This window comes from Pseudonocardia sp. ICBG1142 (genome assembly GCF_020496255.1).
In the GTDB taxonomy this organism is placed as follows: Bacteria; Actinomycetota; Actinomycetes; order Mycobacteriales; family Pseudonocardiaceae; genus Pseudonocardia.
The window spans coordinates 16275-40288 of sequence record NZ_JAHLJC010000037.1 but is presented as its reverse complement, the minus strand read 5'-3'; the positions used below and the strand labels follow the sequence as shown (position 1 = coordinate 40288).

The 24014-nt window shown below is 61.6% G+C and carries 20 protein-coding genes and 3 pseudogenes; 15 read left to right on the top strand and 8 right to left on the bottom strand.

Annotation, left to right across the window (positions count from 1 at the left end; translation table 11 throughout):
• Positions 1 to 50: 50 nt before the first annotated feature.
• Entirely contained in the window at positions 51 to 482 is a 432-nt protein-coding gene (locus KPL59_RS33515) for a hypothetical protein (protein WP_226363211.1), read from the bottom strand.
• A 177-nt stretch (positions 483 to 659) separates the two neighbouring features.
• Here KPL59_RS33515 and istA point away from each other — a divergent pair.
• From istA to KPL59_RS33485, 6 genes and pseudogenes are all read left to right on the top strand, one after another.
• Positions 660 to 1775 (top strand): annotated as a pseudogene (gene istA, locus KPL59_RS33510) (IS21 family transposase); the annotation flags it as partial.
• A gap of 95 nt (positions 1776 to 1870) precedes the next feature.
• Positions 1871 to 3135, top strand: a protein-coding gene (locus tag KPL59_RS33505; protein WP_226363196.1) for an IS3 family transposase whose coding sequence is annotated in 2 segments (ribosomal slippage) — positions 1871 to 2222 and positions 2222 to 3135 — 1266 coding nt in all. Because the reading frame shifts where the segments join, the coding sequence is not laid out codon by codon here.
• On the top strand, positions 3027 to 4652 hold the full coding sequence (locus tag KPL59_RS33500; RefSeq protein WP_226363210.1) for a hypothetical protein: 1626 nt from the start codon (positions 3027 to 3029) through the stop codon (positions 4650 to 4652). Before KPL59_RS33505 ends, KPL59_RS33500 begins: the two co-directional genes overlap by 109 nt.
• A gap of 86 nt (positions 4653 to 4738) precedes the next feature.
• Positions 4739 to 5416 carry an HNH endonuclease family protein gene (locus KPL59_RS33495; RefSeq protein ID WP_226363209.1) on the top strand — a complete coding sequence of 226 codons (678 nt, stop codon included), beginning with the start codon at positions 4739 to 4741 and terminating at the stop codon, positions 5414 to 5416.
• Complete coding sequence (locus KPL59_RS33490) at positions 5413 to 5877, top strand: hypothetical protein (RefSeq protein ID WP_226363208.1); 465 nt, start codon at positions 5413 to 5415, stop codon at positions 5875 to 5877. The genes KPL59_RS33495 and KPL59_RS33490 overlap by 4 nt, the downstream gene beginning before the upstream one ends.
• Before the next feature lie 216 nt (positions 5878 to 6093).
• Positions 6094 to 7310, top strand: a protein-coding gene (locus KPL59_RS33485; RefSeq protein WP_226363215.1) for an IS3 family transposase whose coding sequence is annotated in 2 segments (ribosomal slippage) — positions 6094 to 6397 and positions 6397 to 7310 — 1218 coding nt in all. Because the reading frame shifts where the segments join, the coding sequence is not laid out codon by codon here.
• A gap of 30 nt (positions 7311 to 7340) precedes the next feature.
• Here the strand turns inward: KPL59_RS33485 and KPL59_RS33480 are convergent.
• Positions 7341 to 8105 carry a transposase gene (locus tag KPL59_RS33480; RefSeq protein WP_226359944.1) on the bottom strand — a complete coding sequence of 255 codons (765 nt, stop codon included), beginning with the start codon at positions 8103 to 8105 and terminating at the stop codon, positions 7341 to 7343.
• A 149-nt stretch (positions 8106 to 8254) separates the two neighbouring features.
• On the opposite strand from KPL59_RS33480, the gene KPL59_RS33475 reads away from it, so the two are divergent.
• Positions 8255 to 8485, top strand: a complete 231-nt coding sequence (locus KPL59_RS33475) for a hypothetical protein (RefSeq protein WP_226363207.1) — start codon at positions 8255 to 8257, stop codon at positions 8483 to 8485.
• Between the two features lie 50 nt (positions 8486 to 8535).
• Positions 8536 to 8691 (top strand): annotated as a pseudogene (locus KPL59_RS33470) (IS5/IS1182 family transposase); the annotation flags it as partial.
• Between the two features lie 53 nt (positions 8692 to 8744).
• Here KPL59_RS33470 and KPL59_RS33465 read toward each other — a convergent pair.
• Positions 8745 to 9503 carry a transposase family protein gene (locus tag KPL59_RS33465; protein WP_226363206.1) on the bottom strand — a complete coding sequence of 253 codons (759 nt, stop codon included), beginning with the start codon at positions 9501 to 9503 and terminating at the stop codon, positions 8745 to 8747.
• Positions 9504 to 9801: 298 nt separating this feature from the next.
• Here KPL59_RS33465 and KPL59_RS38005 point away from each other — a divergent pair, with 298 nt between their 5' ends.
• Positions 9802 to 9924 (top strand): IS3 family transposase, encoded by a 123-nt coding sequence (locus tag KPL59_RS38005; RefSeq protein WP_374111705.1) that lies wholly within the window; start codon positions 9802 to 9804, stop codon positions 9922 to 9924.
• A 205-nt stretch (positions 9925 to 10129) separates the two neighbouring features.
• On the opposite strand, the gene KPL59_RS33455 is transcribed toward KPL59_RS38005, so the two are convergent.
• Both KPL59_RS33455 and KPL59_RS33450 read right to left on the bottom strand, forming a co-directional pair.
• Positions 10130 to 11764 carry a hypothetical protein gene (locus KPL59_RS33455; RefSeq protein WP_226363205.1) on the bottom strand — a complete coding sequence of 545 codons (1635 nt, stop codon included), beginning with the start codon at positions 11762 to 11764 and terminating at the stop codon, positions 10130 to 10132.
• Positions 11765 to 11900: 136 nt separating this feature from the next.
• Complete coding sequence (locus KPL59_RS33450) at positions 11901 to 12638, bottom strand: transposase family protein (RefSeq protein WP_374111702.1); 738 nt, start codon at positions 12636 to 12638, stop codon at positions 11901 to 11903.
• A 122-nt stretch (positions 12639 to 12760) separates the two neighbouring features.
• Here KPL59_RS33450 and KPL59_RS33445 point away from each other — a divergent pair, with 122 nt between their 5' ends.
• Positions 12761 to 13525: a transposase gene (locus KPL59_RS33445; RefSeq protein ID WP_226359735.1), complete on the top strand. Its 765-nt coding sequence runs from the start codon at positions 12761 to 12763 to the stop codon at positions 13523 to 13525.
• Positions 13526 to 13544: 19 nt separating this feature from the next.
• Here the strand turns inward: KPL59_RS33445 and KPL59_RS33440 are convergent.
• Positions 13545 to 13727: pseudogene (locus KPL59_RS33440) on the bottom strand (transposase family protein); the annotation flags it as partial.
• A 621-nt stretch (positions 13728 to 14348) separates the two neighbouring features.
• The gene (locus KPL59_RS38000; RefSeq protein WP_374111704.1) at positions 14349 to 14486 is read right to left on the bottom strand and encodes a gallidermin/nisin family lantibiotic; all 138 of its coding nucleotides are present in this window, start codon (positions 14484 to 14486) and stop codon (positions 14349 to 14351) included.
• 1346 nt (positions 14487 to 15832) lie between these two features.
• Here KPL59_RS38000 and KPL59_RS37995 point away from each other — a divergent pair.
• The 3 genes from KPL59_RS37995 to KPL59_RS37985 are packed head-to-tail and all read left to right on the top strand — an operon-like array spanning position 15833 to position 20800.
• The gene (locus tag KPL59_RS37995) at positions 15833 to 18817 is read left to right on the top strand and encodes a lantibiotic dehydratase (RefSeq protein WP_374111703.1); all 2985 of its coding nucleotides are present in this window, start codon (positions 15833 to 15835) and stop codon (positions 18815 to 18817) included.
• On the top strand, positions 18810 to 20156 hold the full coding sequence (locus tag KPL59_RS37990; RefSeq protein WP_374111701.1) for a lanthionine synthetase LanC family protein: 1347 nt from the start codon (positions 18810 to 18812) through the stop codon (positions 20154 to 20156). The genes KPL59_RS37995 and KPL59_RS37990 overlap by 8 nt, the downstream gene beginning before the upstream one ends.
• The gene (locus KPL59_RS37985; protein WP_374111700.1) at positions 20093 to 20800 is read left to right on the top strand and encodes an ATP-binding cassette domain-containing protein; all 708 of its coding nucleotides are present in this window, start codon (positions 20093 to 20095) and stop codon (positions 20798 to 20800) included. The genes KPL59_RS37990 and KPL59_RS37985 overlap by 64 nt, the downstream gene beginning before the upstream one ends.
• Before the next feature lie 467 nt (positions 20801 to 21267).
• On the opposite strand, the gene KPL59_RS33415 is transcribed toward KPL59_RS37985, so the two are convergent.
• Positions 21268 to 22032 (bottom strand): transposase, encoded by a 765-nt coding sequence (locus KPL59_RS33415; RefSeq protein WP_226363201.1) that lies wholly within the window; start codon positions 22030 to 22032, stop codon positions 21268 to 21270.
• A 201-nt stretch (positions 22033 to 22233) separates the two neighbouring features.
• Between KPL59_RS33415 and KPL59_RS33410 the strand changes: the two genes are divergently transcribed.
• Positions 22234 to 23022 carry an ABC transporter permease gene (locus KPL59_RS33410; RefSeq protein WP_226363200.1) on the top strand — a complete coding sequence of 263 codons (789 nt, stop codon included), beginning with the start codon at positions 22234 to 22236 and terminating at the stop codon, positions 23020 to 23022.
• 46 nt (positions 23023 to 23068) lie between these two features.
• The gene (locus tag KPL59_RS33405; protein ID WP_226363199.1) at positions 23069 to 23806 is read left to right on the top strand and encodes an ATP-binding cassette domain-containing protein; all 738 of its coding nucleotides are present in this window, start codon (positions 23069 to 23071) and stop codon (positions 23804 to 23806) included.
• The last annotated feature ends 208 nt before the right edge of the window (positions 23807 to 24014 follow it).

Genomic DNA, 24014 nt, shown 5'->3' with positions numbered 1-24014 from the left:
ACTCGAGGCGCCCCCCCCCCCCCCGGGGCTAGGGGGGCGCCTCGATCTCGTTATGAGGCCTTGGTCAGCAGCTGCTCCTGGGTCGTCATGTACTGCACGGGAATCTGGCCCGGCAGCTCACCCGCATGGCGCAGGCCAATCTCGATCAGCGCGCTACTGACGATCGAGATTGGTCGGTCTACCCGCTTCGCCAAAGCCCGGAGCTTCACGCTCTCGGCCTCGGGGATCCTGACTGTCACGTCTTCGCTGTCTGCCGAGCTGTAGCGGGCAGGAAGCGACGGCGGCAGCTCTGAGACCCTCTGCAAGCCTTCGACGACGAGTTCGGCTCCGATCTCGGACCACGTGAGACCTCGCCGCTTGGCAAGGTCTTTGAGCGCTGCCTCGGCTGCAAGCGGCAGTCGAGGAAAGATCACGACGCGGGTGCCCTTCGACGGGCGCCCCTTCGCACGGCCTGATGATCTCCTCGGCATGGCTCGCATCATGGTCTATATTCTGAATGAGCGGTAGCCGACACGCGGAGCGATCCGCTGGCGGCAATGGGTGAGGTTGCGGTCGAGGCGACTCTCCGGCTACGCCACGGGCGTGCCGTGTCGACGGCGCGTTGAAACTGACCCCCTAGCGACGGATTGGGATCATCCCCTCTGCGTGACGCTGAGGGGATGATCTTGTTGGAAGAGTGGGCCGAGGTTCGTCGGCTGCATCGCGCTGAGGGTGTGCCGATCAAGGAGATCGCTCGGCGGTTGGGGTTGGCGCGTAACACGGTGCGGTCGGCGTTACGTGCCGATGCGCCGCCGGCGCGGCAGCGGTGGCGGCGGGGGTCGGTGGTGGACGCGGTCGAGCCCCAAGTGCGGGCGTTGCTGGCGGAGTTCCCGTGGATGCCGACCACGGTGATCGCTGAACGGATCGGCTGGACCCGGTCGTTGACGGTCCTCAAGGACCGGGTGCGGGAGCTGCGTCCGTTGTTCGTGCCCCCGGACCCGGCCGACCGTATCGAGTACCGCCCGGGTCAGGTCGCTCAGTGTGATCTGTGGTTCCCGCCGGTACCGATCCCGGTCGCTGGTGGGCGGGATCGGGTCCTGCCGGTGCTGGCGATGACGTGCGGGTACTCGCGGGTGACCGACGCGGTGATGATCCCCTCGCGCAAAGCGGGAGACATCCTGGCCGGGATGTGGGAGATCATCGGCGGTTGAGGACGTTGTCCGCGGAGTCTGTTGTGGGACCGTGAAGCTGCGATCGGTGGTGGTGGTCGCCCGACAGCCGAAGCGGCCGCGTTCGCTGGGACGCTCGGAGTCCGGCTCACACTCGCCCCGGCGCGGGCCCCGGAGACCAAAGGGCTGATCGAGCGCCGTAACGGCTATTTCGAGACCTCGTTCCTGCCGGGGCGCAGCTTCGTCTCGCCGTTCGACTTCAACGCCCAGGTCCAGGCCTGGCTCAGCACCACGGCCAATGCCCGGCATCTGCGTGCGATCGGGGCCAGCCCGGCCGCGCGGTGGGCCGCTGACCGCGCCGAGATGGTGACGTTGCCGCCGGTGGCGCCGCGGGTCGGGCTGACCGGGCGGGTCCGGCTGGCCCGGGACTACTACGTGCGTGTCGACGGCAACGACTACTCGGTCGCCCCCCGCGCGATCGGCCGGTTCGTCGACTGGATCGCCACTCCGGCCCTGGTCGTGGTCACCTGCGGTGAGCAGATCGTGGCCACCCATGAACGGGTCTGGGGCAGCGGAGCCGCGATCACCGACCCGGAGCACAAGACCACCGCCCGAGCTCACCAGGCCGGCCAGCTCGAAGCCGAGCTGAAAAAGGGGCTTGACCCCGGATCTTGGACACGCTGAATCCAGCACTGCTGGGGAAGCGAGATGATCCAGCGATCATGGCCAGGAAGAGTTTCACCGACGAGTTCCGTCGGCAGGCTGTTGATCTGTATGAGTCCATCCCGGGTGCCACGGTCCGTGGTATCGCCGACGACCTGGGTATCGCGCGGGGCACGTTGCGGGACTGGCTCACGATCCACGGCACGGGGAACAAGACCGCAGCTGATGGCAGTAGCTGCCCCAGCCCGGTACAGACCATGCGCACCACGCCGGGGTCGGGCTTGGACGGGGAGGAACCACCGGGGCAGAAGATCGCCCGTCTCGAGGCTCGGGTCCGTGAACTCGAGATCAGCGAGAAGAAGCTGACTGCCGAGCGGGAGATCCTGCAGCGGGCGGCCAAGTATTTCGCGGGGGAGACGCGCTGGTGACCCGCTTCCAGTCCGTCGCTGACCACCGGCACACCTTCGAGGTGAAGCGGTTGTGCGAGCTCGTGCACGTCTCGAGGTCGTCGTTCTACGCCTGGTTGGCGGCCGCTCCGGCCCGGGCGCGTCGGGCCGCCCGTGATGCGGTGTTGGTGGCGCGGATCCGGACGATCCATGACGCCGAGAACACCATCGGTGCACCGCGGGCCACGACCGAGCTCAACGACGGCGCCGCAGCCGGGGACAGGGTCAACCACAAACGCGTCGCGCGGGTGATGCGTGCGGCCGGGATCGCCGGCTACCGCAGCCGGCGCCGGGTGCACACCACGATCGTCGAGCAGTCCCGGCAGACGGTGCCCGACCTGCTCAGGCGGGATTTCACCGCCCCAGCACCGAACCAGGTCTACGTCGGTGACATCACCTACCTGCCCCTCGCAGGCGGGACGAACCTGTATCTGGCCACGGTGATCGACTGCTGCTCCCGCAAACTCGCCGGCTGGGCCCTCGCTGATCACATGCGCACCGACCTGGTCAGCGACGCACTCCACGCCGCGGAACGGGCCCGTGGGTCGCTACGCGGGGCGGTCTTCCACAGCGACCACGGAGCGGTCTACACCTCGAGTGCCTACGCCGAACTCTGCGACCGGCTCGGAGTGACCCGTTCCATGGACGCGGTCGGATCGTCGGCGGACAACGCCCTGGCCGAGTCGTTCAACGCCACCGTCAAACGCGAGGTCCTCCAGGACAGCACCTGCTGGCCCGACGCGGCCACCTGCCGACGGCAGGTCTTCAGGTGGCTGACCCGCTACAACACCCGACGACGACACTCCTACTGCCGGCACCTGTCCCCGAACACCTACGAACAGACACTCCCGGCTACCGTCACAGCCACAGCCGCGTAATCCGACACCGTGTCCAAGATCCGGGATCAAGGCCCGTGGTCCTGCGCCCGGGCGCGCACACCGTGGGGGATCTGGTGGCGCATCGGGTGCGGCTGGCCGGTGGGCTCGGTGTCGACGCTGACCGTGTGCTGTTCGCGCCGGGGCGTCGTGGGCAGGGGGCGAACCGGGCGCGGTTGACGATCATCCACACCGACCCGGTCGCCGACACTCGGTTCTTCACCGCCCCGAAGGTCGTCGACGGGACGATCAAGGGCGTGGGCCGGTCGATCGACGGCTCGGGTGAGGTCGATGTGTTGATGTGGGACGACGGCGGGACGGTCCCGACCGGGGTCGTCGGGTCGACCGGGGGCGGGAAGTCCGGGGCGACGAACATCCTGGTGACCTCGGCGTTGTCGACCGGTGTGTTGAACCTGCTCTATGCCGATCCGAAAGGGAATTCCTCGACCGCTCTGGCCAGCCGTGCGCGGGTGGCGGTGATCGGCAAGCAGAACGTGCTGGCTCTGCCGCGGCTGGTGGCCGCGATCCTGGAGGCTCGGGCGCAGATCGCCGCCGAGCAGCACTCCGACCTGATCTTCCCCAGCCAGGACATTCCTGGGTGGATGTTCCTGCACGATGAGTACTCCTTCGTCGCGCATGATCCGAAGGTCGCTGCCCTGTGGACCGAGACGGTGAACACGGTGCGGGCGCTGGGTGTGTGGCTGGTCGGGTTGAACCAGTCCCAGGGGCAGGCCGCCTGGGGCGGCGATCACGCGCGTAGTGCGTTCGCCTCGCAGGTGATCGCGTTTCGCACGAACTCGAAGTCGTCCTCGGATCTGGTGCCCGGCCTGCTGTTCGACCCGGCGGAGTTGCCGCTCAACGACGGGCGTCCGCGGCGCCCGGTGCCCGGGATGGCTGTGCACGCGCACTTGGATGCCCCGGTGCGCTGGGACTGGCTGCCCAGCGATGCCGACGCCGACCGGATGGCCAGCAAAGGTCTCCCGGCGCCGGAGCTGACCGCGTCGATCGCATTCGACCGGTTCTTCGCCCAGCCGGAGCTGCATCCGCTCGACGCCGCGGCGGTCACCGCGGTGCTCGGCCCGCCCGTTCACGGGCGGTGGCAGGTCGGTGGCCTCGGTGGCACCCACCACCTCGACGACGGCACGGTCGGCGGCGGCCGCGCCGTCGTCATCCCGACCAGCCCGGCGCCGCGGCGGGCCCCCTGGGGGGCACGCGGCAGCGAGGCCAGCGGTGAGCCCGCCGACGCGGTGGAGCCGGCAGAGGTGGTGTTGTCCCCAGTCCAGGCCGAGGTCCTCGCCCTCATCCAGGCCGGGACGGCCACGACCGGGAAACTCGTCGCCGCGGCGACCGCGTCCAAGGCCGCCGTCCACGACGCACTGGACACGTTGATCGGGTGTGGGCGGGTGGTGCGGGTCGCCCGGGGCCGCTACCAGGCCGTTGAGGCGCCGCCCGCCCCAGACACGACCACCGCCGACACCAGCGACACCGTCCCCACCGGCGGCGGCGAGGACCGGTCGTGACCGCCGGGCCTCGCCGCCACGGTCGCAGCCGGACATTTCACCCACCCGCCGACGACCGTGACGGACGGCAGGGAAGGATCAGGCTGGTGAACCGGGTCTGGACGGTGTTGTTCGCGGTGCTCGCGGCGGCGGTGTTCGTGCTGGTCGAGATCTGGGCCTTCCGCGAGGAGACCGACACCGCCGCCGTCGACACCGGGACGTCGACGCCAACAACCACGACAGCACCGTCGGTGCCGGAGATGGTGACCGCGTCCGGCCCGGTCGACCTGTCGGCGCTCCGGATCGCCCCCGACCGGCACGGCCGCGACTACCGCCGCGAAGCGTTCGGCCCCGGATGGGCCCCCGCGGTCGGGCCGGGCTGCGATGTCCGCGACACCGTGTTGGCCCGCGACCTGACCGCCACCACCGTGGCCCGCGGCTGCGACGTCACCGCAGGAACGCTGCACGATCCCTACAGCGGCCAGACCGTCACCGGTCCGACGAGGGAGATCGACATCGACCACGTCATCCCCCTCGCTCTCGCGCATCGCAGCGGCGCGCACGCCTGGACCGACGCCCAACGCGAGCGGTTCGCGAACGATCCGGACAACCTGCGCGCCACCACCCCGGCGGTCAACCGGGCCAAGTCCGACCACGGGCCCGAGCACTGGATGCCGCAGGTCGACGCGTGCGCCTACGCCCACGACTTCGCCCGGGTCGCGACCCGCTACCAGCTCACGGTCACCGCGGCGCGCGCGGCGGCGCTGCAGCGTGCCTGTCGATGACGGTGTTCTGCGCTGGCGTGTCGCACCAGCAGACTTCGGTACCTGCCGATACCATCAGGTTGTTTAGCGGGCCTCTGTGGGAAGGGCGGTTGCCGGTGCGAGCCGATGTTGCTGAGTGGCTCGGCGTGGACGCTGCCGAGCTTTCTGATGAGCAGGCCGCGCGGGTCGATGCTGCGTTCGCTGTGATCACGTCCCGGTATGTCGGGCCGGATAAGGCTGTCGAGCGTGAGGCGGCGCTGGGTGCTGCTGTGCAGGTTGTCCTGGGTCGGGCCTCTCTGGATGAGATTTCGGTGTTGTGGCATCGGGCTAAGGAGCTCGAGCGGGAACGGCTCGCGGCATTGTCGGGTGCGTTGGTCGTGACGCCGGGTTCGGAGCGGACGTTGGCTGAGCGTTCGGGTGCGGCCCGGATGACCGTCCGCAGAGCCTTGGGAAGAAAGGTCCCCGGGGGAAGGGGCCGGTGAGAACAGTGTGACGAGTATCAGTGCCTGAATGCGACAAACGGCGCCCCATCCCTAGCCAGGTAAAGGCGCCGCAAGTCGTCCAACAGCAACAGCCGTGAAGGCTGAGATAGGAGAACTGTACCCATGAGGCTTATTCAGGGTGATCATGAAGTGCGGTGTTTCTCCAGGTCGGGACCGCAGCGAGGTAGCCCGCCAGGCGGCCCTGAATAAGCCTCTCTGTATGAGTCCATCCCGGGTGCCACGGTCCGTGGTATCGCCGACGACCTGGGTATCGCGCGGGGCACGTTGCGGGACTGGCTCACGATCCACGGCACGGGGAACAAGACCGCAGCTGATGGCAGTAGCTGCCCCAGCCCGGTACAGACCATGCGCACCACGCCGGGGTCGGGCTTGGACGGGGAGGAACCACCGGGGCAGAAGATCGCCCGTCTCGAGGCTCGGGTCCGTGAACTCGAGATCAGCGAGAAGAAGCTGACCGCCGAGCGGGAGATCCTGCAGCGGGCGGCCAAGTATTTCGCGGGGGAGACGCGCTGGTGACCCGCTTCCAGTCCGTCGCTGACCACCGGCACACCTTCGAGGTGAAGCGGTTGTGCGAGCTCGTGCACGTCTCGAGGTCGTCGTTCTACGCCTGGTTGGCGGCCGCTCCGGCCCGGGCGCGTCGGGCCGCCCGTGATGCGGTGTTGGTGGCGCGGATCCGGACGATCCATGACGCCGAGAACACCATCGGTGCACCGCGGGCCACGACCGAGCTCAACGACGGCGCCGCAGCCGGGGACAGGGTCAACCACAAACGCGTCGCGCGGGTGATGCGTGCGGCCGGGATCGCCGGCTACCGCAGCCGGCGCCGGGTGCACACCACGATCGTCGAGCAGTCCCGGCAGACGGTGCCCGACCTGCTCAGGCGGGATTTCACCGCCCCAGCACCGAACCAGGTCTACGTCGGTGACATCACCTACCTGCCCCTCGCAGGCGGGACGAACCTGTATCTGGCCACGGTGATCGACTGCTGCTCCCGCAAACTCGCCGGCTGGGCCCTCGCTGATCACATGCGCACCGACCTGGTCAGCGACGCACTCCACGCCGCGGAACGGGCCCGTGGGTCGCTACGCGGGGCGGTCTTCCACAGCGACCACGGAGCGGTCTACACCTCGAGTGCCTACGCCGAACTCTGCGACCGGCTCGGAGTGACCCGTTCCATGGACGCGGTCGGATCGTCGGCGGACAACGCCCTGGCCGAGTCGTTCAACGCCACCGTCAAACGCGAGGTCCTCCAGGACAGCACCTGCTGGCCCGACGCGGCCACCTGCCGACGGCAGGTCTTCAGGTGGCTGACCCGCTACAACACCCGACGACGACACTCCTACTGCCGGCACCTGTCCCCGAACACCTACGAACAGACACTCCCGGCTACCGTCACAGCCACAGCCGCGTAATCCGACACCGGGAGGCTTATTCAGGCTCCGTCAGGTAAGTGTGTAGAAGATGAGTCCGATGACTGCCGAGATTGTCGTTTTAAATGTGGCGTAGGGCCGCCGGTAGTCTGTGTGGAGAACTTTCCACGTTTTGATATGGGCGATGACTCGTTCGATGGTGGCGCGTGTGTGGTTGAGGCTCTTGTTGAATGTTTTTTGCCAGTCGAGAAGTTCCCGGCCGGGTGGTTTTTTGAACGGGGTGAGCATGCCGCGCCCGATGTATCCTTTATCGCCGATCGGGGGGTATGTGGCGAGGTGGTCGAGGGCGCCGGATTGGTCGAGGCAATATAGGTCGTGTCGGGAGCCTGGGGTCGGGTCGGAGATCCACGACAGCTGCCCTTCCAGGGTGGCTGCGACCTGGACGACGACGCCGGTGGTGCGATGCTTGCCCGACCACAGACCCGGCACCGCGGCCCATGACCAGCAGGGCAGCAAGGTTCCATCGATGATGTACTGCCGATCGGCACGAAGCTCCTCTGCCGTCGGAACGACACTCCGCAGCGCCTGTGCCAGCAACGGTGTCACCCCCGTGATCGCTCGACTAACCGTCGACTGCGACACCCCATAGGTTTCCGCCAACTCCCACTGCACACGATTCCCGCGCAGATACGCCAACGTGATCACCACCGACCAGAACAACCCCAGAACCGGCGGCCAAGACAAACGTGCCTCCGTCGCGTCCCGCTGATCCTGCTCATACACTATAGCGACAAGATCCTGAATTTCATCACGCCGGAAACCAGTGGTATAGTACATACTGCGGCAGCCCGTTCATCTCGGATTGATTCGGCAAACCAATATTCGCGATGGACGGGCTGTCGCCCAACCCGACACGCCGGGCTAGATCGTTATTTCACGGGGCCTGAATAAGCCTCAGATCAACAGCCTGCCGACGGAACTCGTCGGTGAAACTCTTCCTGGCCATGATCGCTGGATCATCTCGCTTCCCCAGCAGTGCTGGATTCAGCGTGTCCAAGATCCGGGGTCAAGCCCCCCAGGCCCGCGACTACGAACGCCACACCGCCGTCTCCGAGGCCATGATCCGCTGGGCGGCGATCAACACGATCGCCCGCCGTATCGCCCGCGGCACACCCGCCCACCGCCAGCAGAAGCACACGAGCACACCGTCGATCTGACCTTCTCAAACACGCTCTAAAGGAAACCCTCCATACTTCGGGGGGAAGCGCACTCCGCGACCCGAGCGATCGCTGACCGGGGAAACGCCCTGCTCAAGAACACCTTCCGAGCGTTGAGACACCTCAGCCTCTGCCCACAACGGATCGGCGCGATCACCGCAGCAGCGCTGGTCCTACTCCACACCGAGCACAACCGAACAACATGATCAACAAGCTAGTGAGCCTTTCCCAACCTGTTGTGCTGTTCAGGTAGCTGCGATCATGGGGGGGCCGCGGCGATGAGCTGGCCGGCTTGTGAGGGGCTGGAGCGGATCGTGCGGAGGTTCTTCCAGTTCTTCAGTTCGGCGTTGACCCGTTCACCAGGTGCGCGCCGTCGGGCGTGAGCGGCGTTGACGGCCTTTTGATTCGCTGGCAGGGGCCGGTACCGGCCGGTGTCGAGGTCGCGGCGTCGTCGTCGGTGGGGGACGGTGATCGCGGGGCCGCCGCCCTGGTAGGCGGTATCAGCGACCGCACGCACCCCGGCAGCGTTGACCGCGTCGATGATCCCGTGAATGCGGGCAGCACCCATGTCGTGCCGGACCCCTGGTAGCGGCGGGGAGATCCACACCAGACGACCGACAGGGTCGGCGATGACCTGCACATTCACCCCATGACACTTGTGCTTCCCGGAGTAGAACGCCCGGTCATAGCCCGATCCCATACCGACCCGGTCGATACGCAGCAGCGTCCCGTCCAGGATCACGAACGCCTTCCCGGCTGCGACGGTGATGGCCTGCTCCAAGGTCGGCGCGAGCGCGGCGAGCAGACCGATCGCCTCGGCGACATACCGGGACACCGTGGACTTCCCGACTCTAAATCCGCTGGCCAGGTCGGTGTAGGTCTCGCCCTTACGCAGGTGCGCGAGCACAAGCAGGGCCTGACGGGCCGGGGTCAGAGGCCGCCACCGAGTCCCGATCCGGAGACGGTGACCGCGCAGCAGCCCGGCCAGGACACGAACCGTGCGGGTGGACATCGACATCCCGGATGGGTAGGACAACCGCGGGGCTCCTGGTCAGACGGTTACTCGACACCTATCCGTCTACCAGGAGCCCCACCCACCTCACGACAAGCCATGCATCTCAAGCCCCTGACCAGCGGAAACAGGCTGGGAAAGGCTCAGTGAGAACACCTCAATATGTCGCCGTTCGATACGGTGAACGACTCGCTGAAGTCGCCTCGGTCGCCTCGGTCGGATCGGTGGGCGATTCCTGCGATAACGCGATGGCCGAAGCGTTCAACTCGCTGTTCAAAGCCGAACTTGTCCGTAACCGGGGTCCCTGGGGCAAGGGATCGTCGAGCTAGAACTGGCCGTCGCGGAATACATCGACTGGTACAACCACCGCCGACTACACGGCGAACTCGGCCTGATCCCCCAGGGCCCCGGCAAAGTCGTTAGATGATCTTGCGGCGAGCCGAGCGGCGGCGCAGCTGCGCCGCCGCTCGGCGCTATAGCTGGTCCCGGGCAGGTGCAGCGCGGCAATCAGAAGGCCGCGTGGGGCGACTACCGCCGCCTATCGCGACTTTGCCGGGGCCCTGGATCCCACTCATCGAGCACGAAGCTCTCCACTACGCCCAGCAACCTACTGGAGCGTGAGAACCAAGCCTCTACGAAACCCGGGGCTTGACACCACCCTTATCGACCCGTTGATCAGCGGACTTACGATGAAAAGAGTCAGTCTCAGGGCTCACGAAGTAGAGGGTTAGTGTTACCGCAAGCGCGACTGGAACAATGATCGAAATTCTGTAGGATTCGGAGTAGTGGGCCCACGCCCAAGGGACGACTGGCCACAATTGTCGACTCATTACCGTTCCGGCCACCAGTAGACCGGTGACCGTTCCGGCGATACCAATAGCTGCTGTTAGTGTCACCGAGAATCGGTTGGCGATCCAGAGGTGCGCGACCGTCAACATAGAGGCCACAGCCGTACCTACTCCGATAATTCGCACGGCATCCCGACCAGATAGACCTGCGCCGACAAATATAATATCGGTTACAACAACTACGCCAATCGCCACAGTTAGCGTGATCGTGATGACGGCTCGCCATCGGACGGAGGCAGAGGGGGCTCGAGTCGCCACGGCACGCGCACCTTCAGCGACGGCTCCCTGAGCTAGCATAGCGAGTACTACTGCGCCGAATGGCACGATGCCGACTGTGAGTACCGAAATTGCCTCGGCAGGCTCGCGCCAGCGCAGCAATAAAACCGGCGCGCCGATGGCTACGATAGCGAGCGGCCAAGCTAGAGTACGGCCGAAGATGGTAATTATGGCGCGAATAGGGCGGCTTTTATTCGAACGCCCTTGATTGGGCAAGAGTGGCGCGGTTCGGCGGTTAGCGCTGGCGGCCCACTGAAGCTTAAAACGTGGGATCCTCCCGCTATTCATAGACGCGGGTAGCGAAAGGGCCACAATTGCCAATGCGAGGGACAGCGATGTCGGCCCCATAACTGAGGTGGTTGCTAGCGGTTCGCCAGGCAAGAACCCTTCGCCGTTGGCGTGAGTTTCAATCACAGGCAGGGCTCCACGCAGTGTCCAAGCGAAAGGACTCATGATCCAGTAAGTCGCCTCTGCCGTCACCACCGCAGCTACTGACCAGGAAGTGCCTACGGCCAGTACTGCCAACCGCCCAGCGTGCATCCCCACACGAACAAGAACCGCAAGCAAAGCAAGTTGCCCGAGGGCAGGCACTACGATCGACAGCAGCAGGCGCGCGCCGGGTGGTGAGCCAACCAATACGATTCCTGCGATAGTAGGGATAAGCATGGCCAGGAAGTTCACCGCAAACACCGCTGGCGTCAAAACGATGAAGCGAGCGGCTCTGGCGACCCACGGTGTTACTGCCCGACTCCAAGTGCCTCCGCCCCGCTCTACGTGTTCGATTGATGCCTGCGTGCCGACAATCAAAGCAAGAAACAGTGGACTGAAGCCAACAACCCACAAATTTTGGTAGGCAAGAAAAGTGCGCCACTCGGGATTTGCTGTGCTACTCAATGCCAGTAGCGTCGCCAATCCTCCGAACCCGACGGCGCCCCAGGGGAGACGGGCCACCGACGACCCCCGCCAACGAATAATTTCTGCACGTACAGCACTACTGAGTGAATAGACTGCGTTCATGAATGCCTCTCTAACGTCGAATACCTGCGCCACGATGAGTGAGGAGTAGGAACTCTCCTTCGAATGCCCTGTTCTCGGTGCCCTTCTGCCTGGACTGAGCTTTTTCTCAACCTGATGTTCCTGCATCTGAGGTGGTCTGGCCTCGGTGTGCGCAGAGGCCGATCTGTCGAGCCTATGATCTGCGCAGTTGTGGTCAGAGCAGTCGCGCCGCAACCTTCGCGGTACCTTAGAGTATAAGCTCGCCAGTCAGATTAGAAAAGGCTCACTGACGACGCACCATGTCACCGACATGCACCCGGGCCCGGGCAAGACCGGCGCCCGCGACACACGCCATCGCCGAAGCGGCCCAGACCGAGGGTTTGCTGTCGGATTGTTTGAAACTGAGCCTTTCCCAACCTGTTGTGCTGTTCAGGTAGCTGCGATCATGGGGGGGGGCCGCGGCGATGAGCTGGCCGGCTTGTGAGGGGCTGGAGCGGATCGTGCGGAGGTTCTTCCAGTTCTTCAGTTCGGCGTTGACCCGTTCACCAGGTGCGCGCCGTCGGGCGTGAGCGGCGTTGACGGCCTTTTGATTCGCTGGCAGGGGCCGGTACCGGCCGGTGTCGAGGTCGCGGCGTCGTCGTCGGTGGGGGACGGTGATCGCGGGGCCGCCGCCCTGGTAGGCGGTATCAGCGACCGCACGCACCCCGGCAGCGTTGACCGCGTCGATGATCCCGTGAATGCGGGCAGCACCCATGTCGTGCCGGACCCCTGGTAGCGGCGGGGAGATCCACACCAGACGACCGACAGGGTCGGCGATGACCTGCACATTCACCCCATGACACTTGTGCTTCCCGGAGTAGAACGCCCGGTCATAGCCCGATCCCATACCGACCCGGTCGATACGCAGCAGCGTCCCGTCCAGGATCACGAACGCCTTCCCGGCTGCGACGGTGATGGCCTGCTCCAAGGTCGGCGCGAGCGCGGCGAGCAGACCGATCGCCTCGGCGACATACCGGGACACCGTGAGGCTTATTCAGGCCCCGTGAAATAACGATCTAGCCCGGCGTGTCGGGTTGGGCGACAGCCCGTCCATCGCGAATATTGGTTTGCCGAATCAATCCGAGATGAACGGGCTGCCGCAGTATGTACTATACCACTGGTTTCCGGCGTGATGAAATTCAGGATCTTGTCGCTATAGTGTATGAGCAGGATCAGCGGGACGCGACGGAGGCACGTTTGTCTTGGCCGCCGGTTCTGGGGTTGTTCTGGTCGGTGGTGATCACGTTGGCGTATCTGCGCGGGAATCGTGTGCAGTGGGAGTTGGCGGAAACCTATGGGGTGTCGCAGTCGACGGTTAGTCGAGCGATCACGGGGGTGACACCGTTGCTGGCACAGGCGCTGCGGAGTGTCGTTCCGACGGCAGAGGAGCTTTGTGCCGATCGGCAGTACATCATCGATGGAACCTTGCTGCCCTGCTGGTCATGGGCCGCGGTGCCGGGTCTGTGGTCGGGCAAGCATCGCACCACCGGCGTCGTCGTCCAGGTCGCAGCCACCCTGGAAGGGCAGCTGTCGTGGATCTCCGACCCGACCCCAGGCTCCCGACACGACCTATATTGCCTCGACCAATCCGGCGCCCTCGACCACCTCGCCACATACCCCCCGATCGGCGATAAAGGATACATCGGGCGCGGCATGCTCACCCCGTTCAAAAAACCACCCGGCCGGGAACTTCTCGACTGGCAAAAAACATTCAACAAGAGCCTCAACCACACACGCGCCACCATCGAACGAGTCATCGCCCATATCAAAACGTGGAAAGTTCTCCACACAGACTACCGGCGGCCCTACGCCACATTTAAAACGACAATCTCGGCAGTCATCGGACTCATCTTCTACACACTTACCTGACGGAGCCTGAATAAGCCTCCGTGGACTTCCCGACTCTAAATCCGCTGGCCAGGTCGGTGTAGGTCTCGCCCTTACGCAGGTAGGCGATCACCAGCAAGGCCTGCCGCCCGGCTGAGAGCCGGCGCCAGCGTGTTCCACGCTGACGCCGATGCCCCCGGAGAAGATCAGCAAGATCACGGACGCTACGGCTGGACACGTTCATCCCGGATGGGTAGGCCAGCACTCGGGGCTCCTGGCAGACGACGGTTCGACACCCGTTCGTCTACCAGGAGCCCCACCCCGGCCGACCTTCACACCCCTGACCAGCACAAACGTCAGGTTGAAAAAGGCTCACGGCCAGCGGGACGCGCGTGGCCCCTACCGGGCTGGGACACCTGCTGAAATCGGCTGCGATCTTGTTCCCGGGGCCGTAGTTCGTGAGCTATATCGGCACCGGCGAGATCGCCCACGCCTTCAGCGCTTCGCCGGGGCGGCGACGAGCTGCATCCCAAGCAGGTGTGGCCGCCTGCCTGGTCGCCGCGTTTTTGCGGTGTTGTGTGTGGTGGCAGCCCATTCGCGGTTGCGGCGGTCGCCGCCGCGAGGGGTAGGGACGAGAGACCAGACGGGACAGACCACCAGCGCCCCCGGACCACCGTCCTCCGATGCGTCATCGCGACGTCCCGGGATTGGCGCCAGACACCGTCGTCCCGCGCGATGCCCAGATCCTCAGTGATGCCGCAGAGCGCGGTACCCAGGGTCGACTCCTACAGATCAACAGCCTGCCCACGGAACTCCTCGGATGGTGGCGCAACATCTCCGCTGCGCCACCATCCGAGGAGAGAGATCAGCGCGAGATCACGATCGAACAGCCGCCGCTGCACGAGCGGGTAGTGCAATGCATCATTCCCGTGATGCAACCCGGAGTGCACAGCGACTTACTCGTGATCCTCGAGGTGCTGTTCGAGCTTGCTGGCGCATCCATACGGACATCCAGATCGAAATCAGACATTGAGCCGTTCCCTTCATCTTTCGAGCAGCGCGTCGACGGCCTGCTCGCCAAGCAAGACTATGCCCGACGTAAATCACACATCCATCACAGCTACGGCGCGCATCTATACAACGGCATACTGTCACTTTTGCGGTTTTTAAACCGGGCTCCAGAGGGCAGTTCGGGTGAAACTGGACAAATTTGAGCGAGACAGAGAGGGGTACCCCACCTCGGATGCGGCAGGTACGCTGGGGCGAGTGGCCTGCACAGCTCCAGTTTCCGCCATTGAAATAGACACTTCGTGTAGCTTTCCTGCAGTAGGGAGCGAGACGTCACCAACAGGAGCCTAAGGAATATGTGGATGTCGCCTGACCATGCTAATGCTCAAGGATCGCCTTGTCCGCGAGCATTGATCCTCTATCGGATCGCGAATAATTGCTGCGGACTTTGACGTGCGCATTGAGATAATCGGAGGCTGTCGCGTCGACGGCACCCCCTTGGGGAGTGTCAAGCCTATCGAGTTGGCAGTTACCTTGGCACTTGCCGGTGGTCAAATGAATCGCGACTCTCTCCGGCTACGATTGTACGAGCAGGAAATAGCAGAATCCACATTGCCAACGATTGCCTACCGAGCGCGTCGGCTGGGTATCGATGTAGGGTACGAACAGGATTGTCAACGGTTCTCGCTCCGGTCAATTCCAGACATCGATGTGCTGCATGTGTATTCGTTGCTTGAAGCTCATCGAATCACGGAGGCATTGGATCTCTATCATGGCCCGTGTCTTCCGACCAGTTCTAGTCCCATAGCCGAAGCTCTCCGACACAGTCTTGAGGCGCGGCTCACATATGAGGTGGTACGAACTGGTGATCAAGAACTGATCAGATCAGCATCGGCGAGAATCGATGAGTGCAGTCTCGCGGAACCTGCAATGCGAGGCGATCACCTCCCTGCTGCCGTGTTAGGTAGGGCCTATCTAAATAGCTACAATCTAATTCTGGGCACATAAAAACACATACGCTTTGATTGCTGCTACCCTCACTCCGGTTGCCACACCTGGCACATAACTCCTGTTTCTATTCAAATACGATACGACCAAGAGGGGACTTGCGCTAGAGCTAGAGAGCCTTGCCTGCGGCAGGCGGCAAGACTGAGCGTTAGACGCGGTGGAGGGACTGCGCTTTCGCGCGCCTCATATCAAAGGGAGCAATCGGCGATGACGTTCCGGCTTTTATTAAGTCTAGTCTAATCGATTCACCTCACCTTGGATGCACATGCCCAAGAATGATCAAAGCCGTCGATCGACGAGTAGAGGATAGCGCTAGTGAACGTGCTGTCAAACATGGTCATGCTTAGGTGCCCGACTCGCTCAGTCGACTGCTATCCATCCCCGACTGTGAATGTCGAGCCTCTCGAGGATATCCGTCGAATGTGGGCCGACTCGCTGCTGCGAGAATCAGTGAGAGCCGCCAGTCCAGTTCTCTACCAGGGAATTATGCGCCTGCTCGACTCGCCGAGAGAGGTCAAAGAGAAAAGGGTGCAGTCATTGCACCGTACGCTCGTTCGATATTCTATTCGAATTGCCACCAGGACTACTCCGTTCGGGACGTTCAGTGGGTTCGCGATGGTTCGGGTTGGTGATGACGATCCGATACGTCTAGGTACCGCTCATCGGAGGTACGCCCGGGTCGGGTCGAGCTTCGCGCGGCGACTTACTCACGAAGCTAGTCTAATCCGGAGTGGTGTGTCGGTCCAGGTAAATCCGAGCGCTCTGATCCGATCGGACCGGCTGGTTGCGCTGGTCCGTCCTCATGGCCCTGACGGTAGTGTGAACGAGCGCAGCAGCGTTCGGGTGACGCCACCTGTCCGCGCGGTACTTCGTATCGCTCGCGATCCAGTCGGAATTGATGACCTTCTACGTGCGTTAGTTGCAGAGTTTCCAACCACGGACGACGCAGTTCTCATAACGTTCCTTCACGAGCTGCAAGCTGCCGGCTTACTCGTGTCTGAGCTAGACAGCTCATTGTTCGACCGTGACCCGCTCAGCCGACTACGTTCTGACCCAGTGATCGCACCTAGAGTAGAGGCCGTATCCAAAGCTCTCGACCAGTATGCAGAGGCAGAGTTTGGGCGAGGAGAGAACGAGATCGGCCACCTCTATCAGCTGCTCCGTGTCGATCCTAACTCGATGCAAGAAGAGCTGCAGGTAGATCTTCAGCTCGAGGTACATGGCTGTATACCTGCAAAAGTGATCCGGTGGGCAGAGGATGCGCTGGCCGCGCTGATCTGTACCACTCCTGTCCCAGCGTGGCAGCCAGAGATCCAAGCACACGCTGAACGATTTGCAGAGCACTTCGGGGAGACACTCGTCCCGCTCCATGAGGTCCTCGATCCCGAATACGGGATCGGATTTCCCGCTGGGTATCCAACGTCACGTCATCAGGTAGCGGCGACTCGGATGAGCACACCTGAACGAGTGCTGCGTGCTGGTCAGCGGCTTCGCTCCCGCCTGGTGGAAAAATCTCGACAAGACAGTACGACACGCGTAGTTCTCTCCGAAGAGCTGCTGGCCACGATGCCGCCTGTACTGGGACGTCGCGCCGCTTCCTACGACGTTTTCCTGCATCTCCAACGCCCATCGGTGGATAATTCAATCCAAGCGACCCTAGGCCCAGTAGGGGTTGGCATGCCGGGAGGGCGAGCGCACGGACGCTTCGCCCACCATGACTCTCACTGTCATGATCACATGATCAACGTCAGTGCTCATGATCGGGAACATTTGGCGGATACGCAATTCTTTGAGGTCGACTACATCAGCAATCGCCCTGCAGTGAATAATGTTTCGTTAGCGCCTTCGATAGAGTCTCTGCGATTGGCTCTAACGACGGGGGAGTTCGACAGAGAAGTCGAATTGCTTCGCGTGCAAGAAATTTTACTGGGAGTTGGACCGGATGGATTTAGACTAGTTCACTCCGCGACAGGTAAACGACTACTATTTCGCGCTGGGAACCTCGCGGCACCCGATATTTCCACTGACCTCGTCCGATTCCTTGAGGAGATTTCGGCTGATGGGTTCGTGCGGCCAGCGTGGCACTGGGGAGACTCGCTTGATGTCCTCGACTTTCTACCTGGTGTGACGTTCAGAGATACCGAGCTTGTAGCGCCACAGTGGCGGCTCCCAGAGCTTAAAGGAGGGGCGGAGAAGCAAGATCAGGAGTTACTCAGGTGGATCTCTGCCGCTGGGGTTCCCGATTACGTGCATGTCGGAACATTGGATAATCGTCTACTTCTCGATCTTCGTAACCGCCTCCACCGTGACCTACTCCGTCGGGAGCTGGCGTCTGGTGCTGAGTGGGCGTCAGAGGCAATTGAGCCAGCCAGGTTAGGCTGGGTTGAAGATACGAAAGGAAAGCGCTACGCCGGAGAGATTGTAGTTTCTGTCGCGACTACAGGCCATGCGGAGCAAGTAGCCCAAATTCCGCAACCACGATGGACCGCGATCGATCGGTGTCACCGAATATTGCCTCCCGGACGCGAGTGGTGGTACGCGAGACTCTCCTGCCCTCCAGGACTTCAAAACTCTGTGCTTTCCCAGTTAGCTGCCGGCCTATCGGGAAATTCATGGTTCTACGTGCGTTACACTGACACAGTTGATCATCTGCGAGTGCGTCTACAGGTCGAGCGCCATAATGAGTTAGCCGTAACTTCGACGCTCAACGAGCTTCTCGACCAGAACAGCGTCTCATGCTACTCGATCGATACATATCGGCGTGAGGTCGAGCGGTACGGAGGGTTGGAGGGGATGCGAGCTGCAGAAGCGTTATTCTGCGCTGAATCAGATTTTCTTGCGTCTCGCCCTGAGCTGTTGCTTAATCCCGAACGACGTTATGCAAACCCGCTCGATGGGGAGGTCGCACCGGGACGTGACACTGTCGAGCTCATGAGTACGTACCTCCATGCGATCTGTGACAGCTCTGAGGATATGCGAGCCGTCGTTCATTTTGCCTGCTCGGGATATCGAGCAGAATTCAAAGATTCCGGACAGAAACTACGTCAAGCCACGAGAAGCCCTGTCAAGTCAGATGTGTCTGGCTCCGGATACCGATCGGCGCAAGCGCTCTCCAGGCAGCTTTTCGAGCCCAGTCATGAAATGCGACGCACTCTGGGGGACCTACCAGATCTTACATACCGGACGCAAATTAAGCAGGCGCTTACTCATATGTTCGCCAACCGGATGGGGCTCAGTCGACAGCAGGAGTACCAGGCAGTGTTCACCCTCGACTCGCTACTTCGCGCAGACGTGTATCGGGAGAGGATGAATGTCTGAAAACCACAAGGGCGCGATAGTGAACCACTCCGCGCGGTCAAGTGATGCTGCGGAATTCGGATGGAGTATCCTAACTCGCATTCGAGAATACCCCGACTTACGCGGACTTACCGCACTCCACCCTATGACAGGGATTCCGGGACAATACTGGGATCCTCTGGATTTAGATCACGGGGATCTTGGTGTTGCGCTTGTATTCGCTGGGGCCGACGAACTCCGTCCTGATGACGGATGGGACCGTGCAGCCCTCCCCTACATAAGTCGAGCAGTAGACGCCTTGCCGAGCCACATCAGAGCCCTCGGTCCAGATGCCATGGGGTTGTTTGGAGGGGCAGCTTGCGTAGCCTACACGCTTCGCTCGCTGAGCAGATTTGGAGAGCGATATCAGAACGCAATCGCCCAGGTCGACTCCCTGATGCTTGATCTAGTTGAAGCACACCTCGGTTCAGTTCCGGATGAAGGCCCCAGTACTGATGATTATGACATCATCAGTGGGCTTGCTGGCCCCACTCGTATGTTACTTCAGATCCCTAATATTCGAGGCCGCAGCGCTGCTGTCCTCACGGCTTCAGTCAGCCAACTATCTCGCTGGGCAGTGATGACAGACGGATATCGGACTCCACCAGAGCGGATCACGTCTCTTGAGCGAGAACATCAGCCAGATCTACACGCCGGCTACATAAATCTCGGCTATGCTCATGGAATATGTGGTGTACTGGCTACGCTGGCTGAAGCAGCGAACCGACAGATCGGAGGCGCCCTCACTCGAGAGGCTGCACAACACGTCGCGGAAACCGTCGTCGACTCGATATTGGAGGGGGCCAACGGCCCCAGACTACCGTTTATGAGTCCAACCTCACCTGTGTCACCGCAAGAGGGAGTCGGGGGGACATCTCGAGTTGGCTGGTGCTACGGCAACGTTAGTGCAGCTCTCGCCCTCACAAGCTATTTGCCTATCTCCTCACAACAATTGGACACGGCTGCGCTCATAGACTGTCTCTGGGACTCTGCTACGCAGACGCCACCCAGTTCAATCGACAAGAATCCCTCTCTGTGCCATGGCGTTGCTGGGCTACTCCTGATCCAGCGACATCTGTCTAGTTACGGAGGACTTACATCCTCAGACTCAGCCGCTTCGGCCGAAGTGTTGGCCGGTCGTCTCCTAGGCATGCGTGATCCTCAGCTGTTATTTGGACTACGAAATCAGCAGCGGACGCTGCTCGACTCGCCGGGATTTCTGACCGGATCCGGAGGAGCTGCTGTTGCACTTATTTCGTGGGCCGAAAGCTCACGTCTCACCATGGCAGAGAAACTTATTTCCGGAGGCCCTTTGTGCTAGTTTTCAATGAAGTGACGCTCCGGTTCCCAGGGGCAGATTACCCGCTGTTAGAGAGAGTGTCGCTGGAGCTCTCTCCGGGGACAATCACATCATTACTCGGTCCGAATGGGGCAGGGAAAACAACACTGCTTAAACTTTCCTGCGGACTGATCGAGGCGACAAGCGGAACTGTTACCGTAGCCGGACACGATGTAGTGGTGACAGCAACTCAAGCCCGTAGGATGCTAGGGGTATCACTTTATCCGGAGCGGAGCTTTTACTATCGATTGACTTGTCGTCAAAACCTACGTTACTACTCTGCGCTTCGCGGGATCTTCGGGCGCGAATGTCGCTTGGAAGTCAGTCGGGTACTGCAGCTGCTAGACCTGGATGACGTCGCAGATCTAGCATTCATGCACCTGTCATTGGGTCAACGTCGCCGCATTGGGGTGGCACGCAGTCTACTCGGCTCCCCGCCCTTGGTGTTGCTCGACGAACCGACCGCAAGCCTCGACGACACCAGGATTGACCAGTTGCATCAGGCACTTTCAGCGTACCGTCAAGAAGGTGGGACAGTGCTGCTCTCCACGCACCTGGCTCGTGATTTTGCGCTGTCGACTGATCAACTGCATCTAGCGGACCATAAAATTCGACATGAATCATAATTACATGCAGGTCACGTGCGTTCGATTCGAACTGGAGGACGATTTAGCCAATCGGCACTAAGCACACTTCAACGGCAATCTTCGACACTTCACGAAGAGGACAGCGTTCCTATGTACGTTCCGATGGAGATCAAGACTTCGGCCCTCGCGATAGAACTTGAGACTCTCCGAGTCGGACGAAATGAGCCTTTTTCAATCTGTTTGCACAGGTCAGATGGCCGCAGGTCAGAGGGTCGAGCTCGCTCCCGGGGTAGCCAGGAGACCTTCCAGTTGTTCAGCGCCGCGTTGACCTGCTGTCTTCAAGGGCGATGACGAGGAGACGCTGCGTCGACCATCTTCTGGCACGCCGTCAGAGGACAGAGTCACGAACTGCAAAGCTCTGACCTGCGCAAACAGATTGAAAAAGGGTCACTAGTATGAGGGTCGACGCTCAGAGCAGCCACACCAGGAGGCTTATTCAGGCTCCGTCAGGTAAGTGTGTAGAAGATGAGTCCGATGACTGCCGAGATTGTCGTTTTAAATGTGGCGTAGGGCCGCCGGTAGTCTGTGTGGAGAACTTTCCACGTTTTGATATGGGCGATGACTCGTTCGATGGTGGCGCGTGTGTGGTTGAGGCTCTTGTTGAATGTTTTTTGCCAGTCGAGAAGTTCCCGGCCGGGTGGTTTTTTGAACGGGGTGAGCATGCCGCGCCCGATGTATCCTTTATCGCCGATCGGGGGGTATGTGGCGAGGTGGTCGAGGGCGCCGGATTGGTCGAGGCAATATAGGTCGTGTCGGGAGCCTGGGGTCGGGTCGGAGATCCACGACAGCTGCCCTTCCAGGGTGGCTGCGACCTGGACGACGACGCCGGTGGTGCGATGCTTGCCCGACCACAGACCCGGCACCGCGGCCCATGACCAGCAGGGCAGCAAGGTTCCATCGATGATGTACTGCCGATCGGCACGAAGCTCCTCTGCCGTCGGAACGACACTCCGCAGCGCCTGTGCCAGCAACGGTGTCACCCCCGTGATCGCTCGACTAACCGTCGACTGCGACACCCCATAGGTTTCCGCCAACTCCCACTGCACACGATTCCCGCGCAGATACGCCAACGTGATCACCACCGACCAGAACAACCCCAGAACCGGCGGCCAAGACAAACGTGCCTCCGTCGCGTCCCGCTGATCCTGCTCATACACTATAGCGACAAGATCCTGAATCTCATCACGCCGGAAACCAGTGGCATAGTACATACTGCGACAACCCGTTCATCTCGGATTGATTCGGCAAACCAATATTCGCGATGGACGGGCTGTCGCCCAACCCGACACGCCGGGCTAGATCATTATATCACGGGGCCTGAATAAGCCTCCAGTCGTGGTATTCGGAAGCAGTTAGTATCGTAAGGAGGGGTTCCAATGGGACGGATACCGATATCCGTGCGACAGTTCGGAGTGCACCTGCTGCGCTTGTACTGGGAGCAGCGTAGTTACCGCACCGCGCTAGTACTGGGCGGCGCCTCTTCCTTGGTCGCACTCGTTCAGTTCTTTTTGATGGGAAGATTCCTGCAGCAAGGAAATACATTCGACGGGATTCGAGTCTACGGGGGCGATATCGTTAGCTTCTTGTTGACGGGATCGATCTTCACTGGGTTTGTCGTTATCGGCCTGAACGCCTTCAGCGGATACCTGCAGGAGGAGCAGGCCGCCGGAACTCTCGAGTCCGTTCTGGTCATGCCTGTGTCAGTGTTTAAACCAATGATCTTTTCCGGGGGGGCCGCGTTAATTGGGACGATATCTGGATCCTTTGCGATGGTCGCTGTATTTGGAGCGATACTGAAGGTTCCGTTCAATATCGATATCCTTGGTTCTGTTTCAGTGCTTTTTCTGCTGGTTCTCACCACGAGCGGCTTAGGGCTTACCGGATGCGGAGCCCTGTTGGTGACCAAGCGAGGTGACCCAGTGAAGTGGACAGTGGTCACGGTGACGACTCTGCTGTCCGGAGTCGCATACCCTGTGACGATACTTCCGGAATGGCTGCAACTGATAGCGGGTTTCCTGCCAACAACTATTGCACTCGATGGAATGCGTCTCGCGCTCACGCAGGCAGCTACCCCGAAAGAACTGCTTCCTTCACTCGCTGGCCTGGCCGCTTGGGCTACGATCGCACTGGCGATTGGCCTCTGGGGGATGCATACCGGATTGCGAATAGCAAGACGGCGAGGATCACTAGGGGAATTCTAAAAAGCAGGCCTTAGCGTTAAGAAGAAAAGGAAAGGGAGAGACTCCGATGAATCAGGCTCGGCGTGGATCGACACCCAATGGACCGGCTGCCGCGTTGTCGAATGGTCCTGTTATCGAGACCCGTGGTCTCACTCGAGATTTTCGAAACAAGCGAGCAGTGGAGGAAGTGGACCTACGAGTGCACCCAGGAAAGATCTATGGACTCCTGGGGCCGAATGGTGCAGGAAAATCTACTACACTCAAGATGATTCTCGGCCTTCTGCGTCCCAGTGCAGGAACAATCTCGTTGTTCGGTGCTCCCTGGCGCCGCGAGTCTTTGGGAAGGATCGGAGCTTCAGTCGACGGCCCCAGCTTGTACGGTCACCTCTCCGCCAGAGCTCATCTACAGGTGCATGCCCACTTGATCGGTGTCGGCCAGGAGGAGATCCAGTCGGTTCTTGACAAAGTTGGACTTGGCGACACTGGGCGGGCCCGTGTGAGAACATTCTCCACTGGAATGAAAGGACGGCTCGCACTCGCGACCGCCATGCTAGGTGATCCGGAGCTGCTGTTGCTCGACGAACCACAAAATGGTCTTGACCCCGAAGGGATGGCAGCTCTTCGATCGCTCATGCGAGATGTCGTTTCCACCGGCCGCACGATCGTTCTGAGTAGCCACCTTTTGAATGAAGTAGGCAAGGTGGCTACTGATATTGGCGTGATCAAGTCAGGAAGGCTAATCTTCCAGGGTTCAGTACGCCAGTTCGCCCCAGACGGTGATATCGAACGCTCCTACTTCCAGTAGGACTTCGTGAGTTTGTAATGAGATGTGCCTGCGACCTGTAAAATGGCGATCGGGGGTTTGCTGCAGAGTTGGTTGGCAGAGCCCTTTTCATCGTGATTTTGCTGGTCAGGGCCTGATGAGGGTGGTGGTGTAGCTGGGTGAGCCTCCCGGTAGGACAGCAATCGACCAAGATCGGCTGTCTCACCAGGAGGCTCGGCGTGTTATCCTA